This is a genomic window from Brevundimonas sp. AVps7 (assembly GCF_058681545.1).
The window spans coordinates 2,449,767-2,474,861 of sequence record NZ_CM178742.1; the positions used below are offsets into that span (position 1 = coordinate 2,449,767).

At 68.2% G+C, this 25,095-nt stretch carries 29 protein-coding genes; 16 read left to right on the forward strand and 13 right to left on the reverse strand.

Annotated elements, in window-relative coordinates; translation table 11 throughout:
• Positions 1–2,199, forward strand: a complete 2,199-nt coding sequence (gene purL / locus ACW17Y_RS12170) for a phosphoribosylformylglycinamidine synthase subunit PurL (protein WP_492035957.1) — start codon at positions 1–3, stop codon at positions 2,197–2,199.
• A 4-nt stretch (positions 2,200–2,203) separates the two neighbouring features.
• Here purL and ACW17Y_RS12175 read toward each other — a convergent pair whose 3' ends face one another.
• The 3 genes from ACW17Y_RS12175 to ACW17Y_RS12185 form a co-directional block, all read right to left on the reverse strand.
• Positions 2,204–2,635, reverse strand: coding sequence for a peptidase S1 (locus ACW17Y_RS12175; protein WP_492035958.1), 432 nt, complete (start codon positions 2,633–2,635; stop codon positions 2,204–2,206).
• Between the two features lie 101 nt (positions 2,636–2,736).
• Complete coding sequence (locus tag ACW17Y_RS12180; protein ID WP_492035959.1) at positions 2,737–3,195, reverse strand: peptidase S1; 459 nt, start codon at positions 3,193–3,195, stop codon at positions 2,737–2,739.
• A 108-nt stretch (positions 3,196–3,303) separates the two neighbouring features.
• Positions 3,304–3,645 (reverse strand): peptidase S1, encoded by a 342-nt coding sequence (locus ACW17Y_RS12185; protein ID WP_492035960.1) that lies wholly within the window; start codon positions 3,643–3,645, stop codon positions 3,304–3,306.
• Between the two features lie 247 nt (positions 3,646–3,892).
• Here ACW17Y_RS12185 and ACW17Y_RS12190 point away from each other — a divergent pair, with 247 nt between their 5' ends.
• Together ACW17Y_RS12190 and ACW17Y_RS12195 are read left to right on the forward strand one after the other, a co-directional pair.
• Positions 3,893–5,455: an alkaline phosphatase D family protein gene (locus ACW17Y_RS12190; RefSeq protein ID WP_492035961.1), complete on the forward strand. Its 1,563-nt coding sequence runs from the start codon at positions 3,893–3,895 to the stop codon at positions 5,453–5,455.
• A 319-nt stretch (positions 5,456–5,774) separates the two neighbouring features.
• A complete protein-coding gene (locus ACW17Y_RS12195; protein WP_492035962.1) occupies positions 5,775–6,197 on the forward strand; it encodes a DUF305 domain-containing protein in 423 nt (140 codons plus the stop codon).
• A gap of 3 nt (positions 6,198–6,200) precedes the next feature.
• On the opposite strand, the gene ACW17Y_RS12200 is transcribed toward ACW17Y_RS12195, so the two are convergent.
• The 7 genes from ACW17Y_RS12200 to ACW17Y_RS12230 form a co-directional block, all read right to left on the reverse strand.
• Complete coding sequence (locus ACW17Y_RS12200) at positions 6,201–6,512, reverse strand: BlaI/MecI/CopY family transcriptional regulator (protein WP_492035963.1); 312 nt, start codon at positions 6,510–6,512, stop codon at positions 6,201–6,203.
• Position 6,513: 1 nt separating this feature from the next.
• Positions 6,514–6,891, reverse strand: coding sequence for a MotA/TolQ/ExbB proton channel family protein (locus ACW17Y_RS12205; RefSeq protein ID WP_492035964.1), 378 nt, complete (start codon positions 6,889–6,891; stop codon positions 6,514–6,516).
• Between the two features lie 72 nt (positions 6,892–6,963).
• The gene (locus ACW17Y_RS12210) at positions 6,964–7,788 is read right to left on the reverse strand and encodes a TIGR00282 family metallophosphoesterase (RefSeq protein ID WP_492035965.1); all 825 of its coding nucleotides are present in this window, start codon (positions 7,786–7,788) and stop codon (positions 6,964–6,966) included.
• 6 nt (positions 7,789–7,794) lie between these two features.
• Entirely contained in the window at positions 7,795–8,439 is a 645-nt protein-coding gene (locus ACW17Y_RS12215; protein ID WP_492038295.1) for a 5-formyltetrahydrofolate cyclo-ligase, read from the reverse strand.
• Positions 8,349–8,570: a hypothetical protein gene (locus tag ACW17Y_RS12220; protein ID WP_492038324.1), complete on the reverse strand. Its 222-nt coding sequence runs from the start codon at positions 8,568–8,570 to the stop codon at positions 8,349–8,351. The genes ACW17Y_RS12215 and ACW17Y_RS12220 overlap by 91 nt, the downstream gene beginning before the upstream one ends.
• Before the next feature lie 366 nt (positions 8,571–8,936).
• Positions 8,937–9,260, reverse strand: a complete 324-nt coding sequence (locus tag ACW17Y_RS12225; RefSeq protein ID WP_492035966.1) for a cell division protein ZapA — start codon at positions 9,258–9,260, stop codon at positions 8,937–8,939.
• A complete protein-coding gene (locus tag ACW17Y_RS12230; protein ID WP_492035967.1) occupies positions 9,260–9,520 on the reverse strand; it encodes a hypothetical protein in 261 nt (86 codons plus the stop codon). Before ACW17Y_RS12230 ends, ACW17Y_RS12225 begins: the two co-directional genes overlap by 1 nt.
• 135 nt (positions 9,521–9,655) lie before the next feature.
• Between ACW17Y_RS12230 and tkt the strand changes: the two genes are divergently transcribed.
• From tkt to purT, 4 genes are read left to right on the forward strand one after another with little or no spacing between them, the layout of a single operon-like run.
• Positions 9,656–11,605 (forward strand): transketolase, encoded by a 1,950-nt coding sequence (gene tkt, locus ACW17Y_RS12235; RefSeq protein ID WP_492038296.1) that lies wholly within the window; start codon positions 9,656–9,658, stop codon positions 11,603–11,605.
• Complete coding sequence (locus tag ACW17Y_RS12240; RefSeq protein WP_492035968.1) at positions 11,605–11,988, forward strand: VOC family protein; 384 nt, start codon at positions 11,605–11,607, stop codon at positions 11,986–11,988. The genes tkt and ACW17Y_RS12240 overlap by 1 nt, the downstream gene beginning before the upstream one ends.
• Before the next feature lie 12 nt (positions 11,989–12,000).
• Complete coding sequence (locus tag ACW17Y_RS12245; protein WP_492035969.1) at positions 12,001–12,837, forward strand: hypothetical protein; 837 nt, start codon at positions 12,001–12,003, stop codon at positions 12,835–12,837.
• A 10-nt stretch (positions 12,838–12,847) separates the two neighbouring features.
• Positions 12,848–14,041, forward strand: coding sequence for a formate-dependent phosphoribosylglycinamide formyltransferase (gene purT / locus ACW17Y_RS12250; RefSeq protein WP_492035970.1), 1,194 nt, complete (start codon positions 12,848–12,850; stop codon positions 14,039–14,041).
• 166 nt (positions 14,042–14,207) lie between these two features.
• On the opposite strand, the gene ACW17Y_RS12255 is transcribed toward purT, so the two are convergent.
• The gene (locus ACW17Y_RS12255; protein ID WP_492035971.1) at positions 14,208–15,485 is read right to left on the reverse strand and encodes a S41 family peptidase; all 1,278 of its coding nucleotides are present in this window, start codon (positions 15,483–15,485) and stop codon (positions 14,208–14,210) included.
• Positions 15,486–15,549: 64 nt separating this feature from the next.
• Complete coding sequence (locus tag ACW17Y_RS12260; RefSeq protein ID WP_492035972.1) at positions 15,550–16,287, reverse strand: EF-hand domain-containing protein; 738 nt, start codon at positions 16,285–16,287, stop codon at positions 15,550–15,552.
• A gap of 129 nt (positions 16,288–16,416) precedes the next feature.
• Here ACW17Y_RS12260 and ACW17Y_RS12265 point away from each other — a divergent pair, with 129 nt between their 5' ends.
• The 6 genes from ACW17Y_RS12265 to ACW17Y_RS12290 all read left to right on the forward strand — a co-directional run bounded on the left by ACW17Y_RS12265 (position 16,417) and on the right by ACW17Y_RS12290 (position 21,691).
• Positions 16,417–17,139 (forward strand): response regulator, encoded by a 723-nt coding sequence (locus tag ACW17Y_RS12265; protein WP_492035973.1) that lies wholly within the window; start codon positions 16,417–16,419, stop codon positions 17,137–17,139.
• Complete coding sequence (locus tag ACW17Y_RS12270) at positions 17,136–18,689, forward strand: ATP-binding protein (RefSeq protein WP_492035974.1); 1,554 nt, start codon at positions 17,136–17,138, stop codon at positions 18,687–18,689. Before ACW17Y_RS12265 ends, ACW17Y_RS12270 begins: the two co-directional genes overlap by 4 nt.
• Before the next feature lie 105 nt (positions 18,690–18,794).
• Positions 18,795–19,802 carry a type I glyceraldehyde-3-phosphate dehydrogenase gene (gap, locus tag ACW17Y_RS12275; RefSeq protein ID WP_492035975.1) on the forward strand — a complete coding sequence of 336 codons (1,008 nt, stop codon included), beginning with the start codon at positions 18,795–18,797 and terminating at the stop codon, positions 19,800–19,802.
• Entirely contained in the window at positions 19,802–20,134 is a 333-nt protein-coding gene (locus ACW17Y_RS12280; RefSeq protein ID WP_492035976.1) for a hypothetical protein, read from the forward strand. Before gap ends, ACW17Y_RS12280 begins: the two co-directional genes overlap by 1 nt.
• Complete coding sequence (locus tag ACW17Y_RS12285; RefSeq protein WP_492035977.1) at positions 20,131–20,460, forward strand: hypothetical protein; 330 nt, start codon at positions 20,131–20,133, stop codon at positions 20,458–20,460. Before ACW17Y_RS12280 ends, ACW17Y_RS12285 begins: the two co-directional genes overlap by 4 nt.
• A gap of 34 nt (positions 20,461–20,494) precedes the next feature.
• Positions 20,495–21,691, forward strand: coding sequence for a phosphoglycerate kinase (locus ACW17Y_RS12290; RefSeq protein ID WP_492035978.1), 1,197 nt, complete (start codon positions 20,495–20,497; stop codon positions 21,689–21,691).
• A 5-nt stretch (positions 21,692–21,696) separates the two neighbouring features.
• Here the strand turns inward: ACW17Y_RS12290 and ACW17Y_RS12295 are convergent, their stop codons facing one another.
• Positions 21,697–21,882, reverse strand: coding sequence for a hypothetical protein (locus ACW17Y_RS12295; protein ID WP_492035979.1), 186 nt, complete (start codon positions 21,880–21,882; stop codon positions 21,697–21,699).
• A 149-nt stretch (positions 21,883–22,031) separates the two neighbouring features.
• On the opposite strand from ACW17Y_RS12295, the gene fba reads away from it, so the two are divergent.
• The 3 genes from fba (at position 22,032) to ACW17Y_RS12310 (ending at position 25,054) form a co-directional block, all read left to right on the forward strand.
• On the forward strand, positions 22,032–23,117 hold the full coding sequence (gene fba / locus ACW17Y_RS12300; RefSeq protein WP_492035980.1) for a class II fructose-bisphosphate aldolase: 1,086 nt from the start codon (positions 22,032–22,034) through the stop codon (positions 23,115–23,117).
• Between the two features lie 265 nt (positions 23,118–23,382).
• Complete coding sequence (locus ACW17Y_RS12305; protein WP_492035981.1) at positions 23,383–23,865, forward strand: hypothetical protein; 483 nt, start codon at positions 23,383–23,385, stop codon at positions 23,863–23,865.
• Positions 23,866–23,893: 28 nt separating this feature from the next.
• Positions 23,894–25,054 (forward strand): cupin domain-containing protein, encoded by a 1,161-nt coding sequence (locus ACW17Y_RS12310; RefSeq protein ID WP_492035982.1) that lies wholly within the window; start codon positions 23,894–23,896, stop codon positions 25,052–25,054.
• Positions 25,055–25,095: the final 41 nt, after the last annotated feature.

Genomic DNA, 25,095 nt, shown 5'->3' on the forward strand with positions numbered 1-25,095 from the left:
ATGAGCGCTCCTGAAAAGACCATGGCCGAACTGGCCGCCGAATACGGCCTGAACCCCGCTGAATATCAGGTCGTCCTCGACCGGCTGGGGCGCGAGCCCAACCAGCTGGAGCTCGGCGTCTTCTCGGTGATGTGGTCGGAGCACTGCTCCTACAAGTCGTCGAAGATCCATCTGGGCAAGTTCCCGACCACAGGGCCGCGCGTGATCTGCGGGCCGGGCGAGAACGCGGGCGTCATCGACATCGACGACGGCGACGCCTGTATCTTCAAGATGGAGAGCCACAACCACCCGTCCTTCATCGAACCCTATCAGGGCGCGGCGACGGGCGTCGGCGGGATCATGCGCGACGTCTTCACCATGGGCGCGCGCCCCGTGGCCCTGCTGAACGCCTTGCGCTTCGGCGATATCGGGCATGAGAAGACGAAGCGGCTGGTCAAGGGCGTGGTCTCGGGCATCGGCGGTTACGGCAACTGCGTCGGCGTGCCGACCGTGGCGGGCGAGACCAACTTCCACGCGGGCTACAACGGCAACATCCTGGTCAACGCCATGTGCGTGGGCCTGGCGAAGGCAGACAGCATCTTCTACTCGGCCGCGCCGGGACCGAACATGTCGGTGGTCTATTTCGGATCCAAGACCGGCCGTGACGGCATCCACGGTGCGACGATGTCTTCGACGGAGTTCGACGACGAGTCGGAATCCAAACGCCCCACGGTGCAGGTCGGCGATCCGTTCGCGGAGAAGCTGCTGATCGAGGCGACGCTGGAGCTGATGGCCTCGGGCGCCGTGGCGGCGATCCAGGACATGGGGGCCGCGGGCCTGACGTCGTCCTCGGTCGAGATGGCCGGCAAGGGCGGCGTGGGGATCGAGCTCAACATGGACGCCGTTCCCCAGCGCGAAACCGGCATGTCCGCCTATGAGATGATGCTGTCGGAAAGCCAGGAGCGGATGCTGGCGGTGCTGAAGCCGGGCCGCGAGCAGGACGGGTACCGCATCTTCGAGAAATGGGGCCTGGACGCCGCCGTCATCGGCATGACCACCGAGACCGGCCGTCTGATTCTGAACCACCACGGCGAGGTCGTCTGCGACGTGCCGCTGGCGCCGTTATTCGACGACGCGCCCCTGTACGATCGGCCGTGGGTCCAGCCGACGCTGCATCCGCGCCTGTCTCCGGGCGAGGTGCCCGCGCCGACGGTGTGGGAAGACGCGGTGCTCAAGGTGCTGACCTGTCCCGACATGGCGTCCAAGCGATGGATCTGGGAACAGTACGACCGCCACGTCATGGCCGATACGCTGCAGGACTCGGCGACCGGCGCGGACGCAGGCGTGGTGCGGGTTCACGGCACGGACAAGGGTCTGGCCGTCACCTCGGACTGCACGCCGCGCTATGTCCAGAACGATCCCTACGAGGGCGGCAAGCAATGCGTCGCCGAGGCGTGGCGCAACCTGACGGCGGTCGGGTCCCTGCCCATCGCGATCACCGACAACCTGAACTTCGGCAATCCGCAGCGGCCCGAGATCATGGGGCAGATCGTTCGCGCCATCGACGGCATGGCCGAGGCCTGCCGCGCGCTGGACTTCCCGGTCGTGAGCGGCAACGTGTCGCTCTACAACGAGACCAATGGCGTCGCGATTCCGCCGACCCCGACTGTCGGGGCCGTGGGCCTGCTGACCAACTACGATGTGGTCGCGGGCTTCTCGACCATGGAGGCGGGCGATACGCTGGTCCTGATCGGCGAGACCCACGGGGAACTGGGCGCCTCGATCTATCTGCGCGAGGTTCTGGGCCGCGAGGACGGGGCGCCGCCGCCGGTGGATTTGAAGCTCGAGCGCAAGACCGGCGATTTCGTGCGCGGGATGATCGAGGGCGGTCGCCTGACTTGCGTGCACGACCTGTCGGACGGCGGTCTGGTCGGCGCGGCGGCGGACCTTGCCCTGGCCTCGGACGTCGGGGTGGTTCTGGACGCATCGAGCGCGACCCACGCCCATGTCCTGCTGTTCGCAGAAGACCAGGCTCGCTACCTGGTCGCTGTCCCGAACCCGCAGGACATTCTGGCGGCGGCGCGCGAAGCGGGTCTGCACGCCTCGGTGGTCGGTCACGCCAAGGGCGACGCCTTCGCCTCGACCGACCTGTTCAGCATCCCGCTGAAGCATCTGCGGGAGATCCACGAGGGCTGGATGCCCCGCTGGATCGAGGGCTGAACCGCTATTCCATAAAGGCGACGACGACCGGGACACCCTGGGCGCTGGAGCTGACCGCGCCGACCCGGACGTTGTAGACGCCACTCTGCGCCGTGTTCCAGCGGACTTGCGGGTTCAGGCCGTCGGTGTCGTCGTTGCAGTACCAGCGACCGTCCGGGCCGTTGACGACCAGACTGGTGTCGGCTTCCGAATAGGCGGTGATGATCAGGGGGCCGCCATAGGCGGTGAAGGACAGGGTGACCTGGTCACTCTCACCCACCATGCCGACGCAGCCGCCGGCGATGGTGGAGGCATCAATATCCCCGCCGGCATAGGCAGTGACATTGTGGGAATCGGGGCCGAAGCCGCCGGTCAGCTCGACGTACTCCTGGGCCGAAGCCCCGCCTGCGAGAACAACAGTGCAAAGGGCGGCCAGGCCCGAAAAGCGGGTAAGCATGGGGGCGGGTCTCCTGAGACGCCGGTGAAACGCAAGACGGGGATTCTGCTGGCAGAGCCGGGCCGCCCGTTTGGACGGCCCGGCTCTGCCGTTGCGATGGACTAGTTCGACTCGGAGATCAGCAGGGTCGCCGACGCGGCCTCGCCCACAGCGCCGACCCAGACGTCGTAGGAGCCGCTCGCCGGGCGGCCCCAGGTCAGGATGGGGTTCAGACCCTCGGCGTCGTCGTTGCAGTACCAGCGACCGTCCGGGCCGTTGATGACCAGGCTGGTGTCGCCGTTCGAGATGACGCCGAAGCTCAGCGGGAACGAGCCGGCCGTATAGGTGAACTCATAGTCCGGGGCGCTGGCGATCATGCCGACGCAGGCGCCGCCGAGGCGTGAGGCGTCGACCGAACCGCCCGAATAGATGCTGACGCGGATCGGATCGGGGGTGAAGCCGGCGCGGGCGCGCATGCCGCCCGAGGTGGCGGCGGCGCTGGGGTTCTGGGCGGCGGCGGAAGTGGCGGCGCAGGCCATAAGGGCGGCGGCCACGGCGGAGGCGAGAAGCACGGTACGCATGGGCTGGTTTCCTTCGATTTTATGGTCGTTGATGGATCGGCATGACGCGGGCTGGCGGGAAATCTGGGCGCTCTCGCTCAGGCGGGCATCATCAGTCCGGATGAAAGATCAGTAGTCGAGGCTGCCTTCGGTGATGATCAAGGTCGCCGGGCCCGGGTCGCCGACGGCGCCGACCCAGATGTCGTACTGGCCGCTGGGGGCCTGACCCCAGACCAGGCCCGGGTTGAGGCCGCTGTTGTCATCGTTGCAGTAGAAGCGGCCATCCGGCCCATTGATCACCAGGCTGGTGTCGCTTCCGGACAGGACGCCGATGGCAAGGCGACCGCCGGCCGAGCTGAAGTTCAGCACGACATCCGGGCTGCTTCCGACCGTTCCGACGCAGGAACTTCCCAGATCGGAGGCCTGATTGCCGCCGCCCGAATAGAGTTCGACCGTCACCGGATCGGGCACGAACCCGGCGGAGAGCGAAACGCTTTGTTGCGCCGAGGCTCCCATAGCAAAAAGGGCCGCAGCACCAAGCGACGCCGTAAAGATCACTGTTTTCATATGGGCCCCTTACCCTCTTTCAGACAGCCCCCGCCGCCTTCGCGTAACATGCCTTTCTGGAGCTTGACCTTACAACCCTCTTATTTCTGACGGCCACCCTCGCCTCCTGTCACATGGACGGGGTATTCGGACGGCCTAGCCGGAGGTCGCAATGTCCCTGTTCCTGTCCCGCCGCCTTCTCCTGACCGGGCTCGGCGCCGGTTCGGCCGTAGCCACCCTGCCCCGCGAGGGCCTGGCCCAGGCGGTGTTCGACGAAAACCCGTTCCAGCTGGGCGTCGCCGCCGGCGACCCCTTGCCCGACGGGTTCGTCATCTGGACGCGAGTGGCGCCGCGGCCGATGGAGCCTGGCTACGGCATGCCGCGCCAGGCGATGGCAGTAACCTGGGAAGTCGCCGCCGACGCAGGGTTCGGGACGATCGTCCGCTCCGGCGAAACCATCGCCCGCCCGGAACTGGGTCACTCGGTCCATGTCGAGGTCGAGGGACTGGAGCCCGGCCGGCCGTATTTCTATCGTTTCCGCGTGGGCAGCGAACGCTCGGGCGTCGGCAGGGCCAAGACAGCGCCCGTTGTGGGCGCGCCCCTGGCCCAGGTGAAGTTCGGCGTGGCCGGCTGTCAGGCGATCGAGAGCGGCTACTATACCGCCCACCGCAAGATGGCCGCCGAGGACCTGGATTTCGTCTTCTTCTACGGGGACTACATCTACGAAGGGCGCGGCAACCGCATCTATGGCGGGACCTCGACCCAGGAAAACCTGCGCGTCCACCAGGGCGGAGAGGTCTATTCGGTCGACGACTACCGGCGGCGCTACGCCCAGTACACGATGGACTCCGACCTGCAGTCCGCGCGCCAGTCGGCGGCCTGGTTCGTCGTGTGGGACGACCACGAGATCGACAACAACTGGGTCGCAGACATCGATCAGGAAGGGTCGCCGGCCGAGGTCTTCGCCCTGCGCAAGGCGGCGGCGATGCAGGCTTTCTACGAGCATATGCCGCTGCGCCGGTCCTCCTTCCCGCGCGGCTCACAGATGCAGCTGTATCGCAAGGCGACCTACGGCGACCTGCTGGATGTGCATCTGCTGGATACCCGCCAGTACCGGTCGGACCAGCCCTGCGGCGACCGCTGGAACGCCGGCTGCTCGGACATCGACGCGCGCGAGGCCGAGGTTCTGGGCGAGGCGCAGCAAGCCTGGCTGTTCGACGGGCTGAACCGCTCCAGGGCGAAGTGGAACACCCTGGCGCAGCAGATCATGGTCATGGACCTGGATCGGAACACCGGCGACGACTATGGCGTCAACGCGGACAGCTGGGCCGGATATCGCGTGCCGCGCGCGAGATTGCTGAACCATATCAAGGAGCGCCGGATCGACAACGTCGTCGTCCTGACCGGCGACGAGCACCAGAACTATGCGGGCGAGCTGTTCGTCGACGGGCGCAATCCCGAAGGCGAACCGATCGCGACCGAGTTCGTGGCCACCTCGATCAGCTCCGGCGGCGACGGCGTCGACCAGCGGCCCGACATGGCGACGATCCAGTCAGCGAACCCGCAGCTGAAGTTCAACAACTCGCAGCGCGGCTACGTCGTCTGCGAGGTGACGCCGGAGCGCTGGCGCACGGACTTCAAGGTGCTGGACCAGGTTCAGGATCGTCGCGGCACCCTGACGACGCGCAAGTCGATGGTGGTCGAGGGCGGCAGCGCACGGCTTCACGACGCCTGACGGATCGCGGCCGGAAACCCGACTCCCGAAAGCGGAGTCCAGATAGTCCGTTGAGTCCGGATCGACCTGAACGAAATCAAGACGTTGAGATTTTGACCGTAGTGGAATTCGACTATCTTGAAGGACAGGCGATCGCGCGGTCAGCGGCTGGATGGGACGATTTCAAAGACCTCTACGCGACGTGGGGGAGCGGGCAGCGGACAGCAAGACACGGCGAGGATTTTATTCTCTTGTCGGTTTCACCTGCGGCGCTGTGATGCGAGACGGCAGCCGGATTTTGCAGCAAGCTGACGACGACAGAACCCCGCAAAGGCCATCCATGATCCGTCATCCGCTCATCGTCGCAGCCGTCCTCCCCCTGTTGCTCGCCGCCTGTGACGGCGGCGGGGATCCCGTGCAGCAGGCGATGCGCGAAACCGCGACCGCCAATCAGGCCACGACGGTGACGGCGGGCGAGGTCTCCGGGCCTCATGGCGGGGATCATGGGGCGGGAGGCAATCAGGCCTTCGCCGCTTCCGAGGCGGAGATGCATCAGCTGATGGCGGCTGCGTCCGGCGAGACGATTGACCAGGCCTATATCGCCAAGATGATCGCCCACCATCAGGGGGCGGTGGCGATGGCCGAGATCGCCCTTCGCGACAGCCGCGACCCCGAGGTCCGCCGCATGGCCCAGGCGGTGATCGACACCCAGACCCGCGAGATCGCGGAGATGCGGGCCTGGCGACCCGCCGAAGCGCCCTGATCGTCAGTCGTCGGCGAGGAAGGCCGTGAGCGCTTCGCGGCGACCCTCGAACAGGCGATCGACAAGGGTATCGACCTCCCCGGCCAGATACTCCCGGCGTTCGATCGCGGCGTGATACCGCTGGCGGCCGTCGTCGCGTTCGGAGCGGACCGCGCCCTTGCGCATCAGACGGCCCAACAGGGTCTTGATGGTGGCGTCGCCCCAGGCGTTGTCGGCCTTCACCGCCTCGATCAGGGAGGCGAAGGAGAGCGGGCCGTGACGCCACAGGGCGGCCAGGATCGCGCTCTCAGCCTCGGTGACGGCGATGCGCGCCACCTCAGGCCCTGAGGACGGCGCGATCGACGCGGGCCTCGACGGCCCAATGGCAGATCACGGCTACCACGCCCACGATCAGGCCCATGACCACGAGGAAGGTCGCCTCGGCCAGGCCGGGAGCGAGGACGTTGATCGGCTGGGCTCCGAACTTCGCCAGGGCGCCGAACATCATCAGTCCGTTGAACGCGGCGCCCAGCAGACCAAGCAATGGCGCGCCGAGGCGGAGCGCTGACAGATAGGCCGAGCCGCCGGTCAGGTGCCGGCCGGAGGCGACCTTCTTCACCGTGACCACGACAGCGGTGATCGCGGCGACCACAAGGATGAGAATGATCGCCTTAATCGAAGGGGCGGCGTCGAAGAAGATGGTGACAGGCGTCATGGAAGGCTCCTCGGACTACGTTTGTAGACCAAGACGATTACACACGTAATCTATGACGTCAATGGCCGCGCTTCAGGCGGCCTGGGGGATGTGCTGGCTCAGGCGGCCGCCGACGCGGATGGGTTCGATGCGGGTGGCGAGACCGGTCTTGTCGTCGGTCTCGACATAGACGCCGCAGATCGTGGCCGGGCCGCTGGCGGGGTTGTAGCGGCCGCCGGAAATGCGGGTGGTGAAGCGCCGAAGAGGCTCTTCCTTCTCGTTGCCGATGACCGAGTCGTAGTCGCAGCAGCCGCCGGCGTCGGTCTGGTAGGCCGTGCCGCCGGGCAGGATCTGGCAGTCGGCTGTCGGGACGTGGGTGTGGGTGCCGACGACCAGCGAGGCGCGGCCGTCGCAGAAATGGCCCATGGCCATCTTCTCGGAGGTCGCCTCGGCATGCATGTCGACGATGACGGCGTCGGCGACATGACCCAGGGGCGCGGCGTTCAGCTCGCGGTCCACGGCGCTGAACGGATCGTCGTTCGGGTCCATGTGGATGCGGCCGAGGACGTTCATCACCAGGACGGTGCGACCGCTGTCAGTCTCGAACAGGTTGGCGCCGGCGCCCGGCGCATCCATCAGACGCGGGTAGTTGGCCGGACGGATCAGGCGCGGCTCGCGCACGATATAGGTCAGGGCCTCGCGCTGGTCCCACGAGTGGTTGCCGAGCGTCAGGCAGTCGGCGCCGGCCATGAACAGTTCCTTGGCCGTGTTCTCGGTGATGCCGAAGCCGCCGGCGGCGTTCTCCGCATTGACCACCACGAAGTCGAGCTTGAGCACCCGTTTCAGGCCGGGAAGGTGGTCGGACAGGCCGTCGCGACCGGACTTGCCGATCACGTCGCCGAAGAAGGCAAGACGCATGAGGAGTTAGACCTTTCGGGCGGCGGTATAGCCGACCTCGGTCAGAACGCCATGCAGGGCGATGTCGTGCGGGTCCATCGGCAATCGCTCGACGCGCTGGCCGGCGAAGGCGAAGCCGATGCGGATGGCGTCGGCACGCGCCGCAAAGGTCCGGTCATAGTAGCCGCCCCCCTGCCCCAGCCGGCCCCCGAAGTCGTCGAAGGCCAGCAGCGGGGTGACGATCAGGTCGGGATCGACGACCCCGGCCAGCGGCAGGGGCGCGGGACAGCCGGCGGCGTCCATCTCCAGCGGCTCGCCGGGAGACCACCGGCGGAAGATCATCGGGGCGTCCCGCTCCAGCGCGACGGGCAGGCACAGCGAGCGGCCGGCGGCCAGCAGGGCGCGGGCCAGGGGTTCGGGGTCCAGTTCGGAACCGATCGCGCGGTAGACGGCGACGAGGGCGGCTGATGGCAGGTCGGTGACGTGAGACGCGGCGCGTTCGGCCGCGAGCGGCTCGTCCGAGGCGAGCCTGCGTCGGGCTGCGCGGGCTTCGGCGCGGAGGGCTGGCTTGTCCGGGTGGGTCAGACGTGCGTCCGGGCGTTCTTGTCGTAGGTCAGGATGACCACGACGAAGAAGATTGCGATCTCGGCCAGCATCAGCGCCCAGACCCAGGTCACGTCCCGGAGCAGGTTGCCGGTCAAGAGCATGGCGACAATGAAGACACCCGTCGCCGCCCAGCCTTCCCAGCTGGCGGGAGACGCGCCCCAGCCGATTCGCTTCGGACCAAACCAGACGCGTTTCATGGCGTGCTCTGCTTTCGCGCGACGCAAGCACCCGCGCGCCACCGGCGCTCAAGCAGCGAGCGACCGCGTCGCGAGCGGTAGCGCCCCAGGAAGCCCGCGCTCAAGCCGTGAGCCGCCGCGCGGCGAGCGATAGCGCGACAAGAGAGAAAAGGTTGGCGGCGCCGTAAGAGCCGTGAAGGACGGTTTGAATCCTCTCGAGCCTGGGTAGCCAGGTGGGCTCCGCGTACCCGACCCCACGAGGTCAGACAGGGGCAGATCCCTTCGAGTGAATTAAGGCCGCGAGGATATGTTGCCTTCGACGAGAGCCACAGCATGACCCGCCGTCGATCAAGATAGTCCTTCACCGGGGGCGGAACAATGGCCGCCTTACAAGAGGGACGCGATCTTCTCGATCCGGGCGGCGACGGCGTTGAGGGCTTCGGCGACGCCGGTGTCGGAAAGCGGGGCCGAGGCGGCGTCGGCGGGAACCACGCCCGTCCCGCCGTTCATCCGCACCTCGTGCAGCTCGTCGGCCAGGACCAGCGCCGCCATCAGGAACAGACGGATGTCGCCGACATGGCCCACGTCGCCCGCGACCTGTCGCACATGGACGTCGAACTGTTTCGCCAGGATGCGGACGCGCTCTTCCTGCCCGTCGGCGCAGCCCACGGCGTAGGGGCGTCCGTTGATCTCGACCGTCACCGTCGCCATCAGGCGTCGTCCCGGGCGAGGATGTCGCGCACGGCCATGGCGGCGGCGGCAAGGGCGGCGGAGGCGTCGCGTCCGGCGGCCTCGAGTTCGGCGATGCGGCGATGCTCGTCCGGTCCGGCGGGCGTGGGGATGGCGAACAGGTCGTCGTCGGCCACGCGGGGGGCGGTGGCGGGACGCGCCTTCAGCTCCATCACCTTGCGTTCGAGCAAGGCGAGGGCCCGGTCGATCCTGTCGCGCGCAGCTATCGAGGCGTCGGCCATCGTTTCCTCCAGATTTCGTATAGAACCCGCCGTGACGCCGGGGTAAAGCGGCGCGCCTCCCTTTTCCGCCTCCAGACGAAAGGTCCGCCCGTGGCCCAGCCCTCAGACGCACCCGAAAAAGCGACCCCCAAGATGATGGCGGACGCCATTCGCGTCCTGGCGATGGATGGTGTCGAAAAGGCCAACAGCGGCCACCCGGGGATGCCGATGGGCATGGCCGATGTCGCCACAGTGCTGTTCTCGAAGTTTCTGAAGTTCGACGCGAGCCGGCCGGACTGGGCCGATCGCGACCGCTTCATCCTGTCGGCCGGCCACGGCTCGATGCTGATCTACGCCCTGCTGCACCTGACGGGCTACAAGGCGGCGACGGCCGAACAGCTGTCGAACTTCCGCCAATGGGGATCGAAGACGGCGGGTCACCCCGAGTACGGCCACATGCCGGGCGTCGAGACGACGACGGGTCCGCTGGGTCAGGGCCTGGCCAACTCGATCGGCTTCGCCATGGCCGAACGGCATCTGGCGGCCAAATACGGCGAGGATCTGGTCGACCACCGGACCTGGGTCATCGCCGGCGACGGCTGTCTGATGGAGGGCGTGTCGCAGGAAGCCATCGCCCTGGCCGGCCGCTACAGGCTGAACAAGCTGACGGTGCTGTGGGACGACAACGAGATCACCATCGACGGCAAGGTCAGCCTGTCGGACGCCGTGGATCAGAAGGCGCGCTTCAAGGCCTCGGGCTGGGCGGTGAAGGCCGTCGACGGCCATGACATGAAGGCGATCAAGTCGGCGCTGCAATGGGCGACGCGTCAGGACAGGCCGACGCTGATCGCGTGCAAGACGAAGATCGGCAAGGGCGCCGCCACTATGGAAGGCAGCCACAAGACCCACGGCGCGGCCCTGGGCGCGGCCGAGATCGCGGCCACCCGTCTGGGTCTGGCCTGGAACCATGAGCCGTTCGTGATCCCGGAAAACATCGACAAGGCCTGGAAGAAGGTCGGCAAGCGTGGCTCGAAAGACCGCAAGGCGTGGGAAGCGCGTCTGGCCGCCTCGTCGCAGGCCGCCGACTTCACCCGCGCCATGAAGGGCGACCTGCCCGAGAGCGCGTTCGATGCCCTGAACGCCGGCATCGCACAGCTGGTCGAGGACAAGCCGGCCCAGGCGACGCGTCAGGCCTCGGGCGCCGCGCTGGAGGCCCTGTTCGGGGCCGTGCCGGAGATGATCGGCGGCTCGGCCGATCTGACCGGATCGAACAACACCTTCGTCAAGGGCACGCCGATCTTCGACGCTCCGACCTATGAGGGTCGCTACGTCAACTGGGGCATCCGCGAGTTCGGCATGGCCGCGGCCATGACCGGGATGGCGCTGCACGGCGGGATCATCCCCTACGGCGGCACCTTCATGGTGTTCTCGGACTACAGCCGGAACGCCATCCGCATGGCGGCCCTGATGGGCATTCGCGTGATCCACGTCCTGACCCACGATTCGATCGGCCTGGGCGAGGACGGTCCGACGCACCAGCCGGTCGAGCACCTCGCCTCGCTGCGGGCGATCCCGAATCTGCTGGTCTTCCGCCCCGCCGACACGGTCGAGGCGTTCGAGTGCTGGCAGCTGGCCCTGCAACACAAGGCCACGCCCTCGGCCATGGCCCTGTCGCGCCAGAAGACGGCGGCCGTGCGGGTCACCGCATCCGACGAGAACCTGTCGGCGCGCGGCGCCTATGAGCTGAAGGCCGCGAATGGCGAGGCGAAGGTCACCCTGTTCGCCACGGGCACCGAAATGCCGCTGGCGCTGAAGGCGGCCGAAACGCTGGAGGCCGAAGGCACGCCGACGCGGGTCGTGTCGGTGCCCTGCTTCGAACTGTTCGAGCAACAGGACGCCGCATATCAGGCCTCGGTCATCGGCCGGGGCACGGTGCGGGTCGCCTGCGAGGCCGCGATCAAACAGGGCTGGGAGCGGTTCATCGGCGAGGACGGGGCCTTCATCGGCATGACCGGCTTCGGCGCCTCGGCCCCGGCGGAGGTTCTGTACCGCGAGTTCGGCATCACTGCGGACGCCATCGTGGCGGCGGCGAAGGCTCGCCTCTGATGAGCCGCATCGGCGCGGTCAGCCTGCTGGTCCGCGACTATGACGAGGCCATCGCCTTCTATGTGGGCAAGCTGGGCTTCAAGCTGAGCGAGGACCTCGACCAGGGCCATAAACGCTGGGTGCAGGTCACCCCGCGCGGCGGTCAGACCGGATTGATCCTGGCACGGGCCACGACGCCGGAGCAGGTCGCGCGGATCGGCGACCAGACGGGCGGGCGGGTCTGGCTGTTCCTGGAGACCGACGACTTCGACCGGGACCACGCCGCCTTCATCGCCGCCGGGGTCATCTTCCGTGAGACTCCGCGGCGCGAATCTTATGGCAAGGTGGCGGTCTTCGAAGATCTGTACGGCAATGGCTGGGATCTGATCGAACCGGTGAGCTGAGGGGCGACTGACATGAAGACGATGACGAACGTGGCGATGGTCGCCCTGATGCTGGGACTGGCCGCATGCGGTCAGGGTACGGCCGCCCGTACCGAGGGCGTCGCCGGCGCGGGAGGCGACCTGATGCTGGTCGAGAAGCCAAGGCTGTCCGCCGACATCGAGGCCATGCCCCGGCTGCCCGGCGACAGCCCGGCCATCGTGCGCATCAATGCCGAACTGGACCGCCTCGACGCCACAGCCGTGGCGGATGCGGGCGAGTGCGGGCAGATGGCCGACAGCCAGGAGGGCGACGGCTGGACCCGAACCATTACGCGACCGATGACGGGTCCCGCCTATCTGACCCTGCGCGAGCATCTCGAAATCTTTTGCGGCGGCGCCTATCCGTCAACGTCGCAGACCCCGATCACCTGGGACCTGTCGACCGGCGAGCGCGTGAACTGGGTCGCCATGCTTCCGGGCCTGGGTCTGGTTCAGGACCAGGCCGAGGAAGGGATGCCGACCGACTACGTCTACAGCGTCCGCTCGCCCCGGCTTGAGACGCTGTACGAGCGCAAGATGCTGGCGGAGGCGACCGACGCCGAGTGGCGGGAACAGTGCCGGGACGTCTGGCAGCCCAAGGCGGGCGACGAGCTGGGTCAGGGCTTCCGCGTCTGGGCCGATGCCGAACACGGCGGTGTGGCCATCGACGCCGACTATGCGCACGTGGTTCAGGCCTGCGGCGGAACCGTCTATCTGTCCGCAGACGAGATGCGGGCGGCGGGGGCTCCTGCCGCTCTCATCGACGCCCTGGCCGCCGCGAAGACCGCGGGGAACTGGGCGCCCAGGGAAGACGCCGAACCGGCTGAATAAGGACGACGCGATGAAGCTCGGCACCCCTCTTTCCGACACGGCCGTCCGGGTCATGCTGCTGGGCGGCGGCGAACTCGGCAAGGAGGTCGCGATCGAGCTGCAGCGGCTGGGGTGCGAGGTGATCGTCGTCGATCGCTATCCGAACGCCCCGGCCATGCAGGTGGCGCATCGTTCGCACGTCATCCCGATGACGGACCCGCAGGTGCTGAACGGCGTCATCATGGCCGAGGCTCCGCACATCATCGTGCCGGAGATCGAGGCCATCGCCACCGAGGTGCTGGCCGACATCGAGACGGCAGGCATGGCGCGGGTCATCCCGACGGCGCGCGCGACACAGCTGACCATGAACCGCGAGGGCATCCGCCGCTTGGCGGCCGAGGAGCTGGGTCTGCCGACCAGCCCCTATGCCTTCGCCGGGTCTGCGGTGGAGCTGGCGGCGGCGGCCCATGACATCGGCCTGCCGGTGTTCGTGAAGCCGGTCATGTCGTCGTCCGGCAAGGGGCAGTCCTTCATCGACGCCTATGAGGACGCCGCCAACGCCTGGGCCTATGCGCAATCGGGCGGCCGGGTCGAGACGGCGCGGGTCATCGTCGAGGGACGGATCGACTTCGATTTCGAGATCACCCTGCTGACGGTCCGCTCGATGCGAGACGGCGTCGTGGTCACCGACTACTGCGCCCCCATCGGCCACCGTCAGGTCAAGGGCGACTATGTCGAGAGCTGGCAACCGCAGGCGATGAGCGCCGCCTCGCTGGCGACCGCGCAGGACATCGCGGGCAAGGTGACGGAGGCGCTTGGAGGCCTGGGCGTGTTCGGCGTCGAACTGTTCGTGAAGGGCGACGAGGTCTGGTTCTCCGAGGTCTCGCCGCGCCCGCACGATACGGGGCTGGTCACCCTGGCGACCCAGACCCAGAGCGAGTTCGCACTGCATGCGCGGGCGATCCTGGGCCTGCCGGTCGATGTCAGCCAGCGCGAGGTCGGGGCCAGCGCGGTCATCTATGGCGGCATGGATGCGGTGGGGATCGCCTTCGAGGGCGTAGCCGAGGCCCTGTCGGTGCCGACCGCCGACCTGCGCCTGTTCGGCAAGCCGGAAGCCTTCGAGCGGCGTCGTATGGGCGTGGCTCTGGCGCGGGGCGAGACGACGGATCAGGCGCGAGAGCGGGCGGCACTGGCCGCCAGTCGCGTCAGACCGGTCAGGTCGTAATTTCCTTCTCCCCTTGCGGGAGAAGGTGGCCGAGCGGAGCGAGGTCGGATGAGGGGTCGCACTGACATCAAGGGTCAGCGCTCGCTCAGCCCATTCCAACCGCCGGTGTGACCCCTCATCCGTCAGCCTGCGGCTGCCACCTTCTCCCGCAAGGGGAGAAGGGAGACTAGAAAGCCGAAGCTCTGGCCTGAGCCCGCTGGTCCTCGGGATCCAGAGCGAGGACGGCGATGGCGGCGTCCAGCGCCGGGTCCAGCCCGGCGCGACGTTCCTCGAGCGTGCGCACAACGACGATGTCCGGCTCCACGCCGCGCTTCTCCAGCCGCACGCCGCCGGCGGTGATGTAGTCAGCGCGGCTGAGGGTAAGACGACCGCCGTCCGGCAGGGGGCTGTCCTGCGAGATGAGTACGGCCCCGGCGGTGTGTTCGCCAATGACGAGGGCCCGGCCGGACTCCTGCAGGGCGGCGGGGGTCAGTTCGGCGGCGCTGCGGCTCGATCCGTCGACCAGAAGGGCCACGTCGTTGGCGACCGGGCCGGTCAGGTTTCCGCAACCCGGCATGATCGACAAGGTCATGGGCCGACCGTTGCGCGACACCCGCGTCGCCCATTCCAGACGCTCAGGAAGGAAGCAGGACAGGGCCGCATCCGCCTCCAGCAACAGACCGCCCGGATTGCCGCGCAGGTCGATGACGACATCCGTCTCGGGCGAGACTTCAGCGAGTTGCTGGCCCAGCCAGCGGCCGAGGCCGGACTCGAAGCCCTCGACGCGGAGAACGACCACGCCGGGTCGCGACGCGTCGGCGCTGAAGGCCGGGATCGGGTCCATGACGCGCGGAACCACCGAGACGCGCTGCAGGGCGCCCGCCTCGTCGGTCAGGTCGAGTTGCAGGGTCCGACCTTCCTCGACATCGAAATCGACGCCCCAGGATTGACCGTCGATGGCCTGAAGCACCCAGCCGGGCTGGAGGCCCGCTTCCGCGGCCGGAGACCCCGTGCGCACGTTTTCGATCCGCCACTGGTCGCCGTTCTGACGGGCCAGGGAGACGCCCATGACCGCGCGCCGGGTGCGCTGCTGGTCCTGGCGGCGGGCGACTGCGGGAGAGATGGCGCCGGCATGGTCGTCGTCCAGCAGATCCAGCATGGCGCTGAGCACCCGGTACAGGTCGCGGTCATCGGCGGCGGCGATCGCCTGCGGCCGGTACGTCTCGCGGGCGGCGTTCCAGTCGAGGCCGTGCAGGTCCGGGTCGTAGTACTGGCGCCGAACGAGGTTCCAGACCGTGTCGAACACCCGCGTGTTCATCCGAACGCGGTCGCGGGACGGCGTCGGGACAGGAGCGAACGTCTCGACCGCCTGGGCCGTGGCAGTCGAGGGCGCGAACGCCGTCCCGGTGAGGAGGACGGCGCCTGCGATCAGGGAAAGCAAGGCGCGGCGGGCGGGGAGAACCATCCCGCCCAGCCTAGACCGGCGAACCGCCGCGCCTCAAGTCACGAAACCGCTGGTCAAAGGATGATCAGTCGGCGGACGGAGGCGTCGGATGGCCTTCGCCTTCATCAAGGAAGCCGTCGTTGTCGGCGTCCATGTGGGCGAAGGCTTCGCGCAGCGGGGCCAGGAACTCCTCCTGCGAGACCTTGCCGTCGCCGTCCTTGTCCATCTCGCCGGGGCCGTCCGGGCCGCCGAAGCGACGCACGAAGACCTGATGCGAGCCGGGGCCCTGCGGTCCCATATGGGCCGGACCGCCCTCGGTGCCGCCGCTGCGGAAGGTGAAGACCTGCACATCGCCGCCCGGACCGCCCGGGCCGCCGAACATCATCATGCCCGGAGCGCCGTGACCGCTCGGGCCGCCTTCGCGGGTGATGATGTGAACGCCCGGACCACCGGGACCACCAGGACCGCCCATACGTGAGGTGAAGACCTGGACACCCGGTCCGCCGGGGCCTCCCGGACCACCGGGACCACCCATCATCATCATGCGATGGCCGGGGCCGCCTTCGCCGTGACCGGCGGCCAGCTCTTCGGTCGTCAGGCGGCCGTCGTCGTTCGCGTCGAGCCGGTCGAAGGCGGAGCCCATCGGGGCCGAGAACTCCTCGCGTGTGACCACGCCGTCGCCATCCGCGTCGAGCCGGCCGTGACCTTCGCCGCCCGCGCTGACAATGCGGATTTCGGAGCGGGTCTCGACCCGGGGCTCGGCCTGGTCCTGAGGCGCGGCGCCGCCCAGGGCGGCCAGCAGGGCGATGGCGATGACGGACATGAAGTCTTTTCCTTCAAGTTTCTGATGCGCCCTTGGACCATGGCCGGCTTGCCGGGGTATTTCAGGCTCCGGATCAATTGTTTCAGCCGTGAAATGGTACGGTCCATCTGTCAGGGCATGTAGGCGGCCATGAGCGATCCCTCCCCTCGCATCCTCGTCGTCGACGACGACCCCGGCATCCGTGAAGTCCTGTGCGACTACCTGGGCCAGCACGGCTATCAGGCGCGCGGCGCGGCCTCTGCGGCCGAGATGGACCGGGCCCTGGCCGAAGGTCCGACCGACCTGATCGTGCTGGACCTGATGATGCCGGGCGAGGATGGACTGTCGGTCGTGCGCCGTCTGTCGGGCACGCCGCCCGTCGTCATGCTGTCGGCCATGGGCGAGGACACCGACCGGATCGTGGGGCTGGAACTCGGAGCCGACGACTATCTGGCCAAGCCCTGCAATCCGCGCGAACTGCTGGCCCGTATCCGCGCTGTCCTGCGTCGTCCGCGCGAGGACGAGGCGCCGACGGGCGCGGCCCTGATGTTCGACGGCTGGCGGCTGGACCTGGTGCGGCGGGAGCTGTCCCAGCCGGGCGGGGAGATCGTGACCCTGTCGGCCGGGGAGTTCGGCCTGTTGCGCGCCTTCGCCGAACGACCGGGCCGGGTCCTGACGCGCGACCAGTTGCTGGAGGCCGCGCGAGGATCCGAGGCCGACGTCTTCGACCGCGCCATGGACGTGCAGATCAGCCGTCTGAGGAAGAAGCTCGATGACGGCTCGGGCCGCGAACTGATCGCCACCATCCGGGGCGAGGGCTATCGTTTCGACGCCCGGGTGCGACGCGCTGACCGGGCGGGCGCCCGGGCATGAGGCCGCGCTTCTCGCCCTTCACGTCGATGTCGGTCCTGATGCAGGTCGCCCTGCTGGCCGTGTTCGCGGTGGTGGCCTCCCAGATCGTCGTCTTCGCCGTCGTGCTGACGGCGCCGCCGCCGCGCCCCGCCGGGTTCAGCATCCCGGCCGCCGCCGACGCCCTGGCCGGACGACCCGCCGAGACGTCCGACGGCCGGGCCCTGGTCCGGCGGGTCTCGACCGAACCACCCCAGCAGGAAATCGGCGCAGGACCGGTGGAACGCGCCATCAGCATGGGTCTGGCCCAGCGTCTGGGCCGTCCGCCCGGCGACGTGCGGGTGTGGCTGTCGCCTGAGCGTTCGTCCTGGCGCCCCGGTCTGCCGCGCGGGCCCCGCCCGACCGATCAGGGCCCGGTCATCACCGGCGCCCGCATCACCGAAAGCAGCTCCAGCATCGTCTTCAGCCGGCGCACCGAGCCCGGCGAGGATCACCGGGCGGACCACGACGCCATCATGGCGGAGGTCGGCGAGGTGCTGGCGCGCCGGGGCGTCCCTCCGCCTACGGGCTCGAATGACGTGCGCATCGTCGCATCCGGGGGGGGGCCGCAGCGGTTCACGGTCACGGCGGATCGACTGACTTTCGCGCCCTTCTCGGCCTCGGTGCGGATGGAGGACGGGCGCTGGGCGACGGTGGAGCCGCCCCATGGGCTGATCGATCCGTGGCAGATGCGGCTGCTGATCGCCCTGGGGATTACGGCCCTGTTGCTGGCGCCGCTGGTCTGGCTGATGGCGCGGCGGCTCACGCGGCCGATCCGCCAGTTCGCCGAGGCCGCCGAGCGGCTGGGCGCCGATCCGGACGCCGAGCCCCTGACGCCGTCGGGGCCATCGGAGGTGCGCACCGCCATCGCCGCCTTCAACGACATGCAGGCCTCGATCCGGGGCCATATGCGCCAGCGCACCCAGACCATCGCCGCCATCGCCCATGACCTGCGCACGCCGCTGACCCGTCTGCGGTTCCGCGCCGAACAGGCGCCCGAGGCGCTGCGCGACCGGATGGCCGGGGATGTCGAGGAGATGGACGCCCTGATCGGCCAGGCCATGGCCTTCGTGCGCGGCGAGGTCCAGGCCGAGCGCCGCGAACGCCTCGACCTCGCGACCCTGGCGTCCGACTGCGCGACGGGTTTCGCCGAGACCGGGGCGGCGGTGACTTTCGCCGGCGAGGCGAGCCTGCCCGTCGAGGGCGATCCGGCGGCCCTGCGTCGCGCGGTCGCCAACCTCATCGACAATGGCCTCAAGTACGGCGGCGGCGCGAGGGTGACGGCTTCGTCCGATGGCGCGGTGGCCGTGATCACCGTCGCCGACGACGGCCCCGGCCTGTCCGACGATGACCTTGAGCGGGCCTTCGAGCCCTTCCATCGCGGCGAACGCTCGCGCAGCCGGGAGACGGGCGGGGCAGGACTGGGTCTGGCCGTCGCGCGTCAGGCCGCGCGGGCGGCGGGCGGCGATGTGACCTTGAGCAACAAGGTCGGCGGCGGACTGGAGGCCAGGCTGTCCCTGCCCCTGGCAAGCTGAACCGTTACATCCGATCACGCCTTGTGACGCTCCCGGGGTTGATCCCCGGCGCGCCCGGTCCCATTGAAGCGCCAACCATAAAACGCCGCTTCAGGAGCTTTCCCCATGACCGTTCGCGTCGCCATCAACGGCTTCGGCCGCATCGGCCGCCTCGTCCTCCGTTCGATCGTCGAACATGGCCGCCGCGACATCGAGGTGGTGGCGATCAACGACCTGGGGCCGGTGTCCACCAACGCCCACCTGCTGAAGTACGATTCGGTCCACGGCCGCTTCCCGGGCACGATCGAGCACGGCGACGACTGGATCGACGTGGGCCTGGGCAAGATCAAGGTCACGGCCGAGCGCGACCCGGCGAACCTGCCGCACAAGGATCTGAACGTCGACATCGCGTTCGAGTGCACCGGCATCTTCACCGCCCGTGACAAGGCCGAGGCGCACCTGAAGGCCGGCGCCAAGCGCGTCCTGATCTCGGCGCCCGGCGACAACGCCGACAAGACCATCGTCTACAAGGTCAACCACGAGACCCTGACGGCCGACGACATCATCGTCTCGAACGGTTCTTGCACCACCAACGCCCTCGCCCCCGTCGCCAAGGTCCTGCACGACCTGTTCGGCATCGAGCGCGGCTACATGACCACCATCCACTCCTACACCGGCGACCAGCCGACGCTGGATACGATGCACAAGGATCTGTACCGGGGCCGCGCCGCCGCCCTGTCGATGATCCCGACCTCGACCGGCGCCGCCAAGGCCCTGGGCCTGGTTCTGCCGGCCCTGAAGGGCAAGCTGGACGGCTCCTCGATCCGCGTCCCGACCCCGAACGTCTCGGTCGTCGACCTGAAGGTCGTCGCTGGTCGCGAGGTCACGGTCGAAGAGATCAACGCCGCCCTGCAGGCCGCCGCCGACGGCCCGATGAAGGGCGTCCTCGCGACGACGATCGAGCCGCTGGTCTCCACCGACCTGAACCACATCGCCGCGTCCTCGACCGCCGCCCTGCCCCAGACCCAGGTGGTCGACGGCAAGCTGGCCCGCGTCCTGACCTGGTACGACAACGAGTGGGGCTTCGCGACCCGCATGGCCGACACGGCGCTGGTGATGGCCAAGTTCCTCTGATGGACAAGCCGGGGGGCGGCGCCGGGCTTTACCTGACCACCGCGGTCATCGTGGGCCTGCCCCTCGGCATTGGTCTGGCCCTGATCGCGGTCTGGGTCTGGACCGTCGCGACCTCCGTCGATGAGTTCGGCCGCCAGATCGCCCAGGTGCTGGGCGTGGCCGGGGCTGTCGCCTGCGCGCCCGCCGTCCTCTGGGCCCTGGCCTTCGCGCCGTGGATGCGACGCCGGATCGCGGAGGGTCAGCGCGCCGTCGTGGTGCGCGGGCTCGTCACCCTGGCCGTGACGGCGGTCGTCGGCCTGGGTCTGCTGATCGGGATCGAGGCGATCGCTTGAGCACGCGGCGCTCCCGGATCGTTCTGGGCGTACTCGCGCCGTTCGTCGGCTGCGCCTTCACCTCCGGCGTCTTCCTGCCGCTGGTCCTCGTGGGTCCGTTGTTCAGAGGCGCGATCACCGAGCCGGTCTATGTGACCTGGGCGTGGATCGGGGTGGCGTTCGGCGCGGTCCTGCTGCTGCTGACCCTGCTATGGGCGCGCGGTGTTTTCCGCCAGGCCAGGCAACCCAGGCCCGCCCTGTTCCTGATCGTCACCGGCCTGTTGTTCGCCATGTTCGGTCCTGCGGCGCTGGCCATCGTGGCGGTGACCGGTCAACTGCCGCTATAGACCTCCCTGACCCTTCTCCAAGCCGAGCCTGACCATGACCTTCCGCACCCTCGATGACGCCGGCTCGCTGGTCGGCAAGACCGCTCTCGTCCGCGTGGACTTCAACGTCCCGATGGAGGGCGGCCGGATCACGGACGACACCCGCCTCCGCGTCGCCCTGCCGACGATCCAGCGGCTTCGGGACGCCGGCGCAAAGGTGGCGCTGCTGGCCCACTTCGACCGCCCCAAGGGCCAGGTCGTGCCGTCGATGAGCCTGAGGCCCGTCGTCCAGCCCCTGTCCGAACTGCTGGGCGCACCGGTGAGGTTCGCCGAAGACTGTGTCGGCGGACCTGCCCAGGCGGCGATCAAGGATCTGGACGCCGGCGGCGTGGTCCTGCTGGAAAACGTCCGCTTCCACGCGGCCGAGGAAGCCAATGACCCGGAGTTCGCGACCAGCCTGGCTGAGCTCGCCGACCTCTACGTCAACGACGCCTTCTCCGCCGCCCACCGGGCGCACGCCTCGACCGAGGGCGTGGCCCACCATCTGCCCGCCTATGCGGGCGAATCGATGCGGCGCGAACTCGAGGCGCTGGACGCGGCCCTGGGCAATCCGAAGAAGCCCGTCATCGGCATCGTCGGCGGGGCCAAGGTGTCGACCAAGCTGGACCTCTTGAAGAATCTCGTCGGCAAGCTGGATCGCCTCGCCATCGGCGGCGGCATGGCCAACACCTTCCTGTTCGCGCAGGGAATCGACATCGGCGGGTCGCTCGCAGAACGCGACATGGCCGATACCGCCCGCGAGATCATGGACGAGGCGAAGGCGCGGGGCTGCGAGCTGCTGTTGCCCGTCGACTTCGTCGTGGCGACCGAGGTCAAGCCGGGAGCGACGAGCCGGGCGGTCAGCGCGGGCGAGGCGCTCACAGCCGACGACAAGATCCTCGACGCCGGCCCCGCCACGGTCGCGCGTCTGGTCGAAGCGATCACGGCGTCGAAGACCCTGATCTGGAACGGACCGCTGGGCGTGTTCGAGGTTCCGCCCTTTGACACCGCCACCGTCTCGGTCGCCCATCATGCTGCGGCGCTGGCCAAGGCGGGCGTGCTGGTCGCGGTCGGCGGCGGCGGCGACACGGTGTCGGCGCTGAACCACGCGGGCGTGGTCGACGACATGACCTTCGTCTCCACCGCCGGCGGCGCCTTCCTGGAGTGGATGGAGGGCAAGGCCCTTCCCGGCGTCGAGGCGCTCAGCGCCTAGGACCGTCAGCCGCGGGTGCGGCCCTCGTTTTCAGCAGGGCTGCAATCGGGCGAGGCGCCGGTCGCGACCGAGCCGCAGCGCGGTGCGCAATTGCGGGCGTCGCGGCACATGTCGTCCAGACCGGGCGGCGAAATGCTGGAACATCCCGCCAGCATCAGCAGGACCAGTCCCGCCGCGATCCGTCGCGCCATCGTCGCCTCCACTCTTCGAGACCCTGTTGTCGGAAATCCCCGCGTCGATGGCGACTGTCGCTTCCTGACCGATCGGGGCTGTTACACAGCGTGACTTGAGGCCGTCCGGCCGCTAAACCGGCAAAAAAGAGACCTCAGGAGTTCTTCTCATGGCGCGCATCACGCTGCGACAGCTTCTCGACCACGCGGCCGAGAACGACTACGGCCTGCCGGCCTACAACATCAACAACATGGAACAGGGTCTGGCGATCATGGAGGCGGCCGAGGCCGTCAACGCGCCGGTCATCATCCAGGCGTCGCGGGGCGCCCGCTCCTACGCCAACGACATCGTGCTGGCCAAGCTGATCGACGCCCTGGCCGAGCTCTATCCGCACATCCCGGTGTGCATGCACCAGGACCACGGCAACGGTCCGGCGACCTGCGCCACCGCCATCCAGTACGGCTTCACCTCGGTGATGATGGACGGATCGCTGATGGAAGACGGCAAGACGCCCGCCGACTACGACTACAATGTCGACGTCACCCGCCGCGTCACCGAGATGGCCCACAGCTGCGGCGTCTCGGTCGAGGGCGAGCTGGGCGTGCTGGGTTCGCTGGAGACCGGCATGGGCGAGGCCGAGGATGGCCACGGCTTCGAGGGCAAGCTGGACCACTCGGCCCTGCTGACCGACCCGGATCAAGCGGTCGACTTCGTCAGCCGCACCAAGGTTGACGCACTCGCCATCGCCATGGGCACCTCGCACGGCGCCTACAAGTTCTCGAGGAAGCCGGACGGCGAGGTCCTGGCCATGCATGTGATCGAGGAGATCCACCGCCGCCTGCCCGACACCCATCTGGTCATGCATGGCTCGTCCAGCGTCCCTCAGGACCTGCAGGACATCATCAACCAGTACGGCGGCCAGATGCCCCAGACCTGGGGCGTGCCGGTCGAGGAGATCCAGCGCGGCATCAAGCACGGCGTCCGCAAGATCAATATCGACACCGACAACCGCATGGCCATCACCGGCGCCATCCGGAAGGTCCTGGCCGAAAAGCCGGGCGAGTTCGACCCGCGCGCCTATCTGAAGCCCGCCAAGGAAGCGATGCGGAAGCTCTGCATCGAACGCTACCAGCAGTTCGGCTGCGAGGGTCAGGCGTCGTCGATCCGACCCATGTCGACAGCCCAGATGGCCAAACGCTATGCCAAGGGCGACCTCGACCCGGTCTACGGCCGCGAGATGAAGGCGGCCTCGTAAAGCGCGACCGGGCCACCGGCCTGCATCGGCTCTTGCCCGACTTCGGGGTGATTTCAAAAGCGGCGGGAACGCCGCAAAACGGCCCCGCACCCTGCTTCGGCGGGGCCGTTGCCCGCCCGTCCATCCTGTTGATCTGGATCAAGGACGCTCCCTACCCCGGATGAGACGTTGACAGTCTGGATGGACCGATCAGGCCCACCCGGATTGCAGCAGACCTCATCTCGCGTGCGGCGGCCGGACCGGCGCAGCAACAGGGGAGACCAGAGTGGCCAGCAACATCAATCGCCGGTCCTTCATGGCAAGGATCGTCGGCGGAGCGGCAATTTCGGGGAGCGCACTGTCTCTCGTAACGGGTCAGGCTGGGGCGCAAACCTATACCGGTCGATCGGATTCCGATCCCGGGGATGCGTCCGGCTACGGCCGCAACCAGACGGGTTACTCCGACCACGACAGCACCGATCTCGCCAATCAGGGCCGACGCCCGACCGGCTACTCGGATAGCGACAGCGGGCCACAGGCCGATCCAGCCAATCAGGGTCGGGAGCGGGACCGACCGCGCCCGAGCGGCGTCTCCGACCGTGACAGCACCGATACGGCCGGACAGGGGCGGAACCAGACCGGTCGCTCCGATAGCGACAGCACGGATCTTGCCAACCAGGGACGGGGGACGGGCTGCTCCGACAGCGACAGCGGGGAAGGACAGGATCGCGTTGGCTATGGCCGCTGTCCCGATGGGCAGAAACTCTAGCGTCTGATCAGGGCCGGGAATCGAGCTCATGCACAACCGGCTGAAGGACCCGCTCGGGTGGCTCCTGGGGGATGCGGCGGAGCGGTTCCTCGACACCTGTTTCGAAATGGAGCCGGTGGTCATCCATCACGGGGATGCCGACCGCTTCCGGCCGCTGCTGTCGATCGCTGCCGTTGACCGGAAGATCGCCGAGCTGGATTTACGCGAGGGCATCTTGTCGATGGCCAACGCGAAGGAGCCGATACAGAGTTCGGACTTCGCCGCCGCCAATGGCGTGATCGATCGCGTCGCAGTGGCCCGCCTGTACCGTCGCGGCGGGACAGTCATTCTAAATCAGCTCCACCAGTCCGATATTACCCTGGCGGCCTTCTGCCGGGCAGTGGAAAGGATTTTCAGCTGCCACGTCCAGACAAACATCTATCTGACGCCGGCCGGATCGCAGGGGTTTCACACCCACTACGACAGCCATGATGTCTTCATCCTCCAGATCGAGGGTGAAAAGGCCTGGCGGCTCTATGACAGACCGGTCGATGCCCCCTATCGAGGAGAGTCCTTTGAACCCGGCAAGCATCCGGTCGGGGAACCACGCCAAAGCTTCACGCTAAAGGCCGGGGATTGCGCCTATGTGCCTCGTGGCCTGATGCACGACGCCTCCACATCCGGGGAATGCGCCTCGCTTCACATCACTTGTGGTCTTCTGGTGAAGACGTGGGCTGACCTCATGCTGGAAGCGGTTTCTCAGGTCTGCGTCGAGGATCCCCGCTTCCGACGGAGCCTCCCGCCGGGTTTCGCCAATACGGGATTTGACCGGGGCCAGGCCCAACAGCGTTTCTCGGAGCTGGCCACCAGCGTCGCCGGCCTCGTCGAAATGGGGCCGTCTCTCGATGTCATCACTGATCTTTTCATTCGTTCGCGCGAGCCCGATGTTCGCGGGGCGATCGAGGGAGCCTCCAAGCCGCTGGCCGCGCGCTATCGTGCCCGCCCGACGCTCTGGAAACTCGAAGATGCCGATCCCGGACTGCGCCTTGTCGTTCCGGGCGGGGACATGACCTTCGCTCGAGCGCCCCGGGCCGCCCTTGAGCGGGCGCTCGATGGCGAGCCGTTCGGGCCGCACGACCTGGCATGGGAGGAGGCGGAGGATGTGATCCGGCGCCTCGCCACGACCGGATTGATCGAAGCTATCGACTGAACGCCCCCAAAGGCAGTAGTCCGTGCGAGGCGTGAGCACCT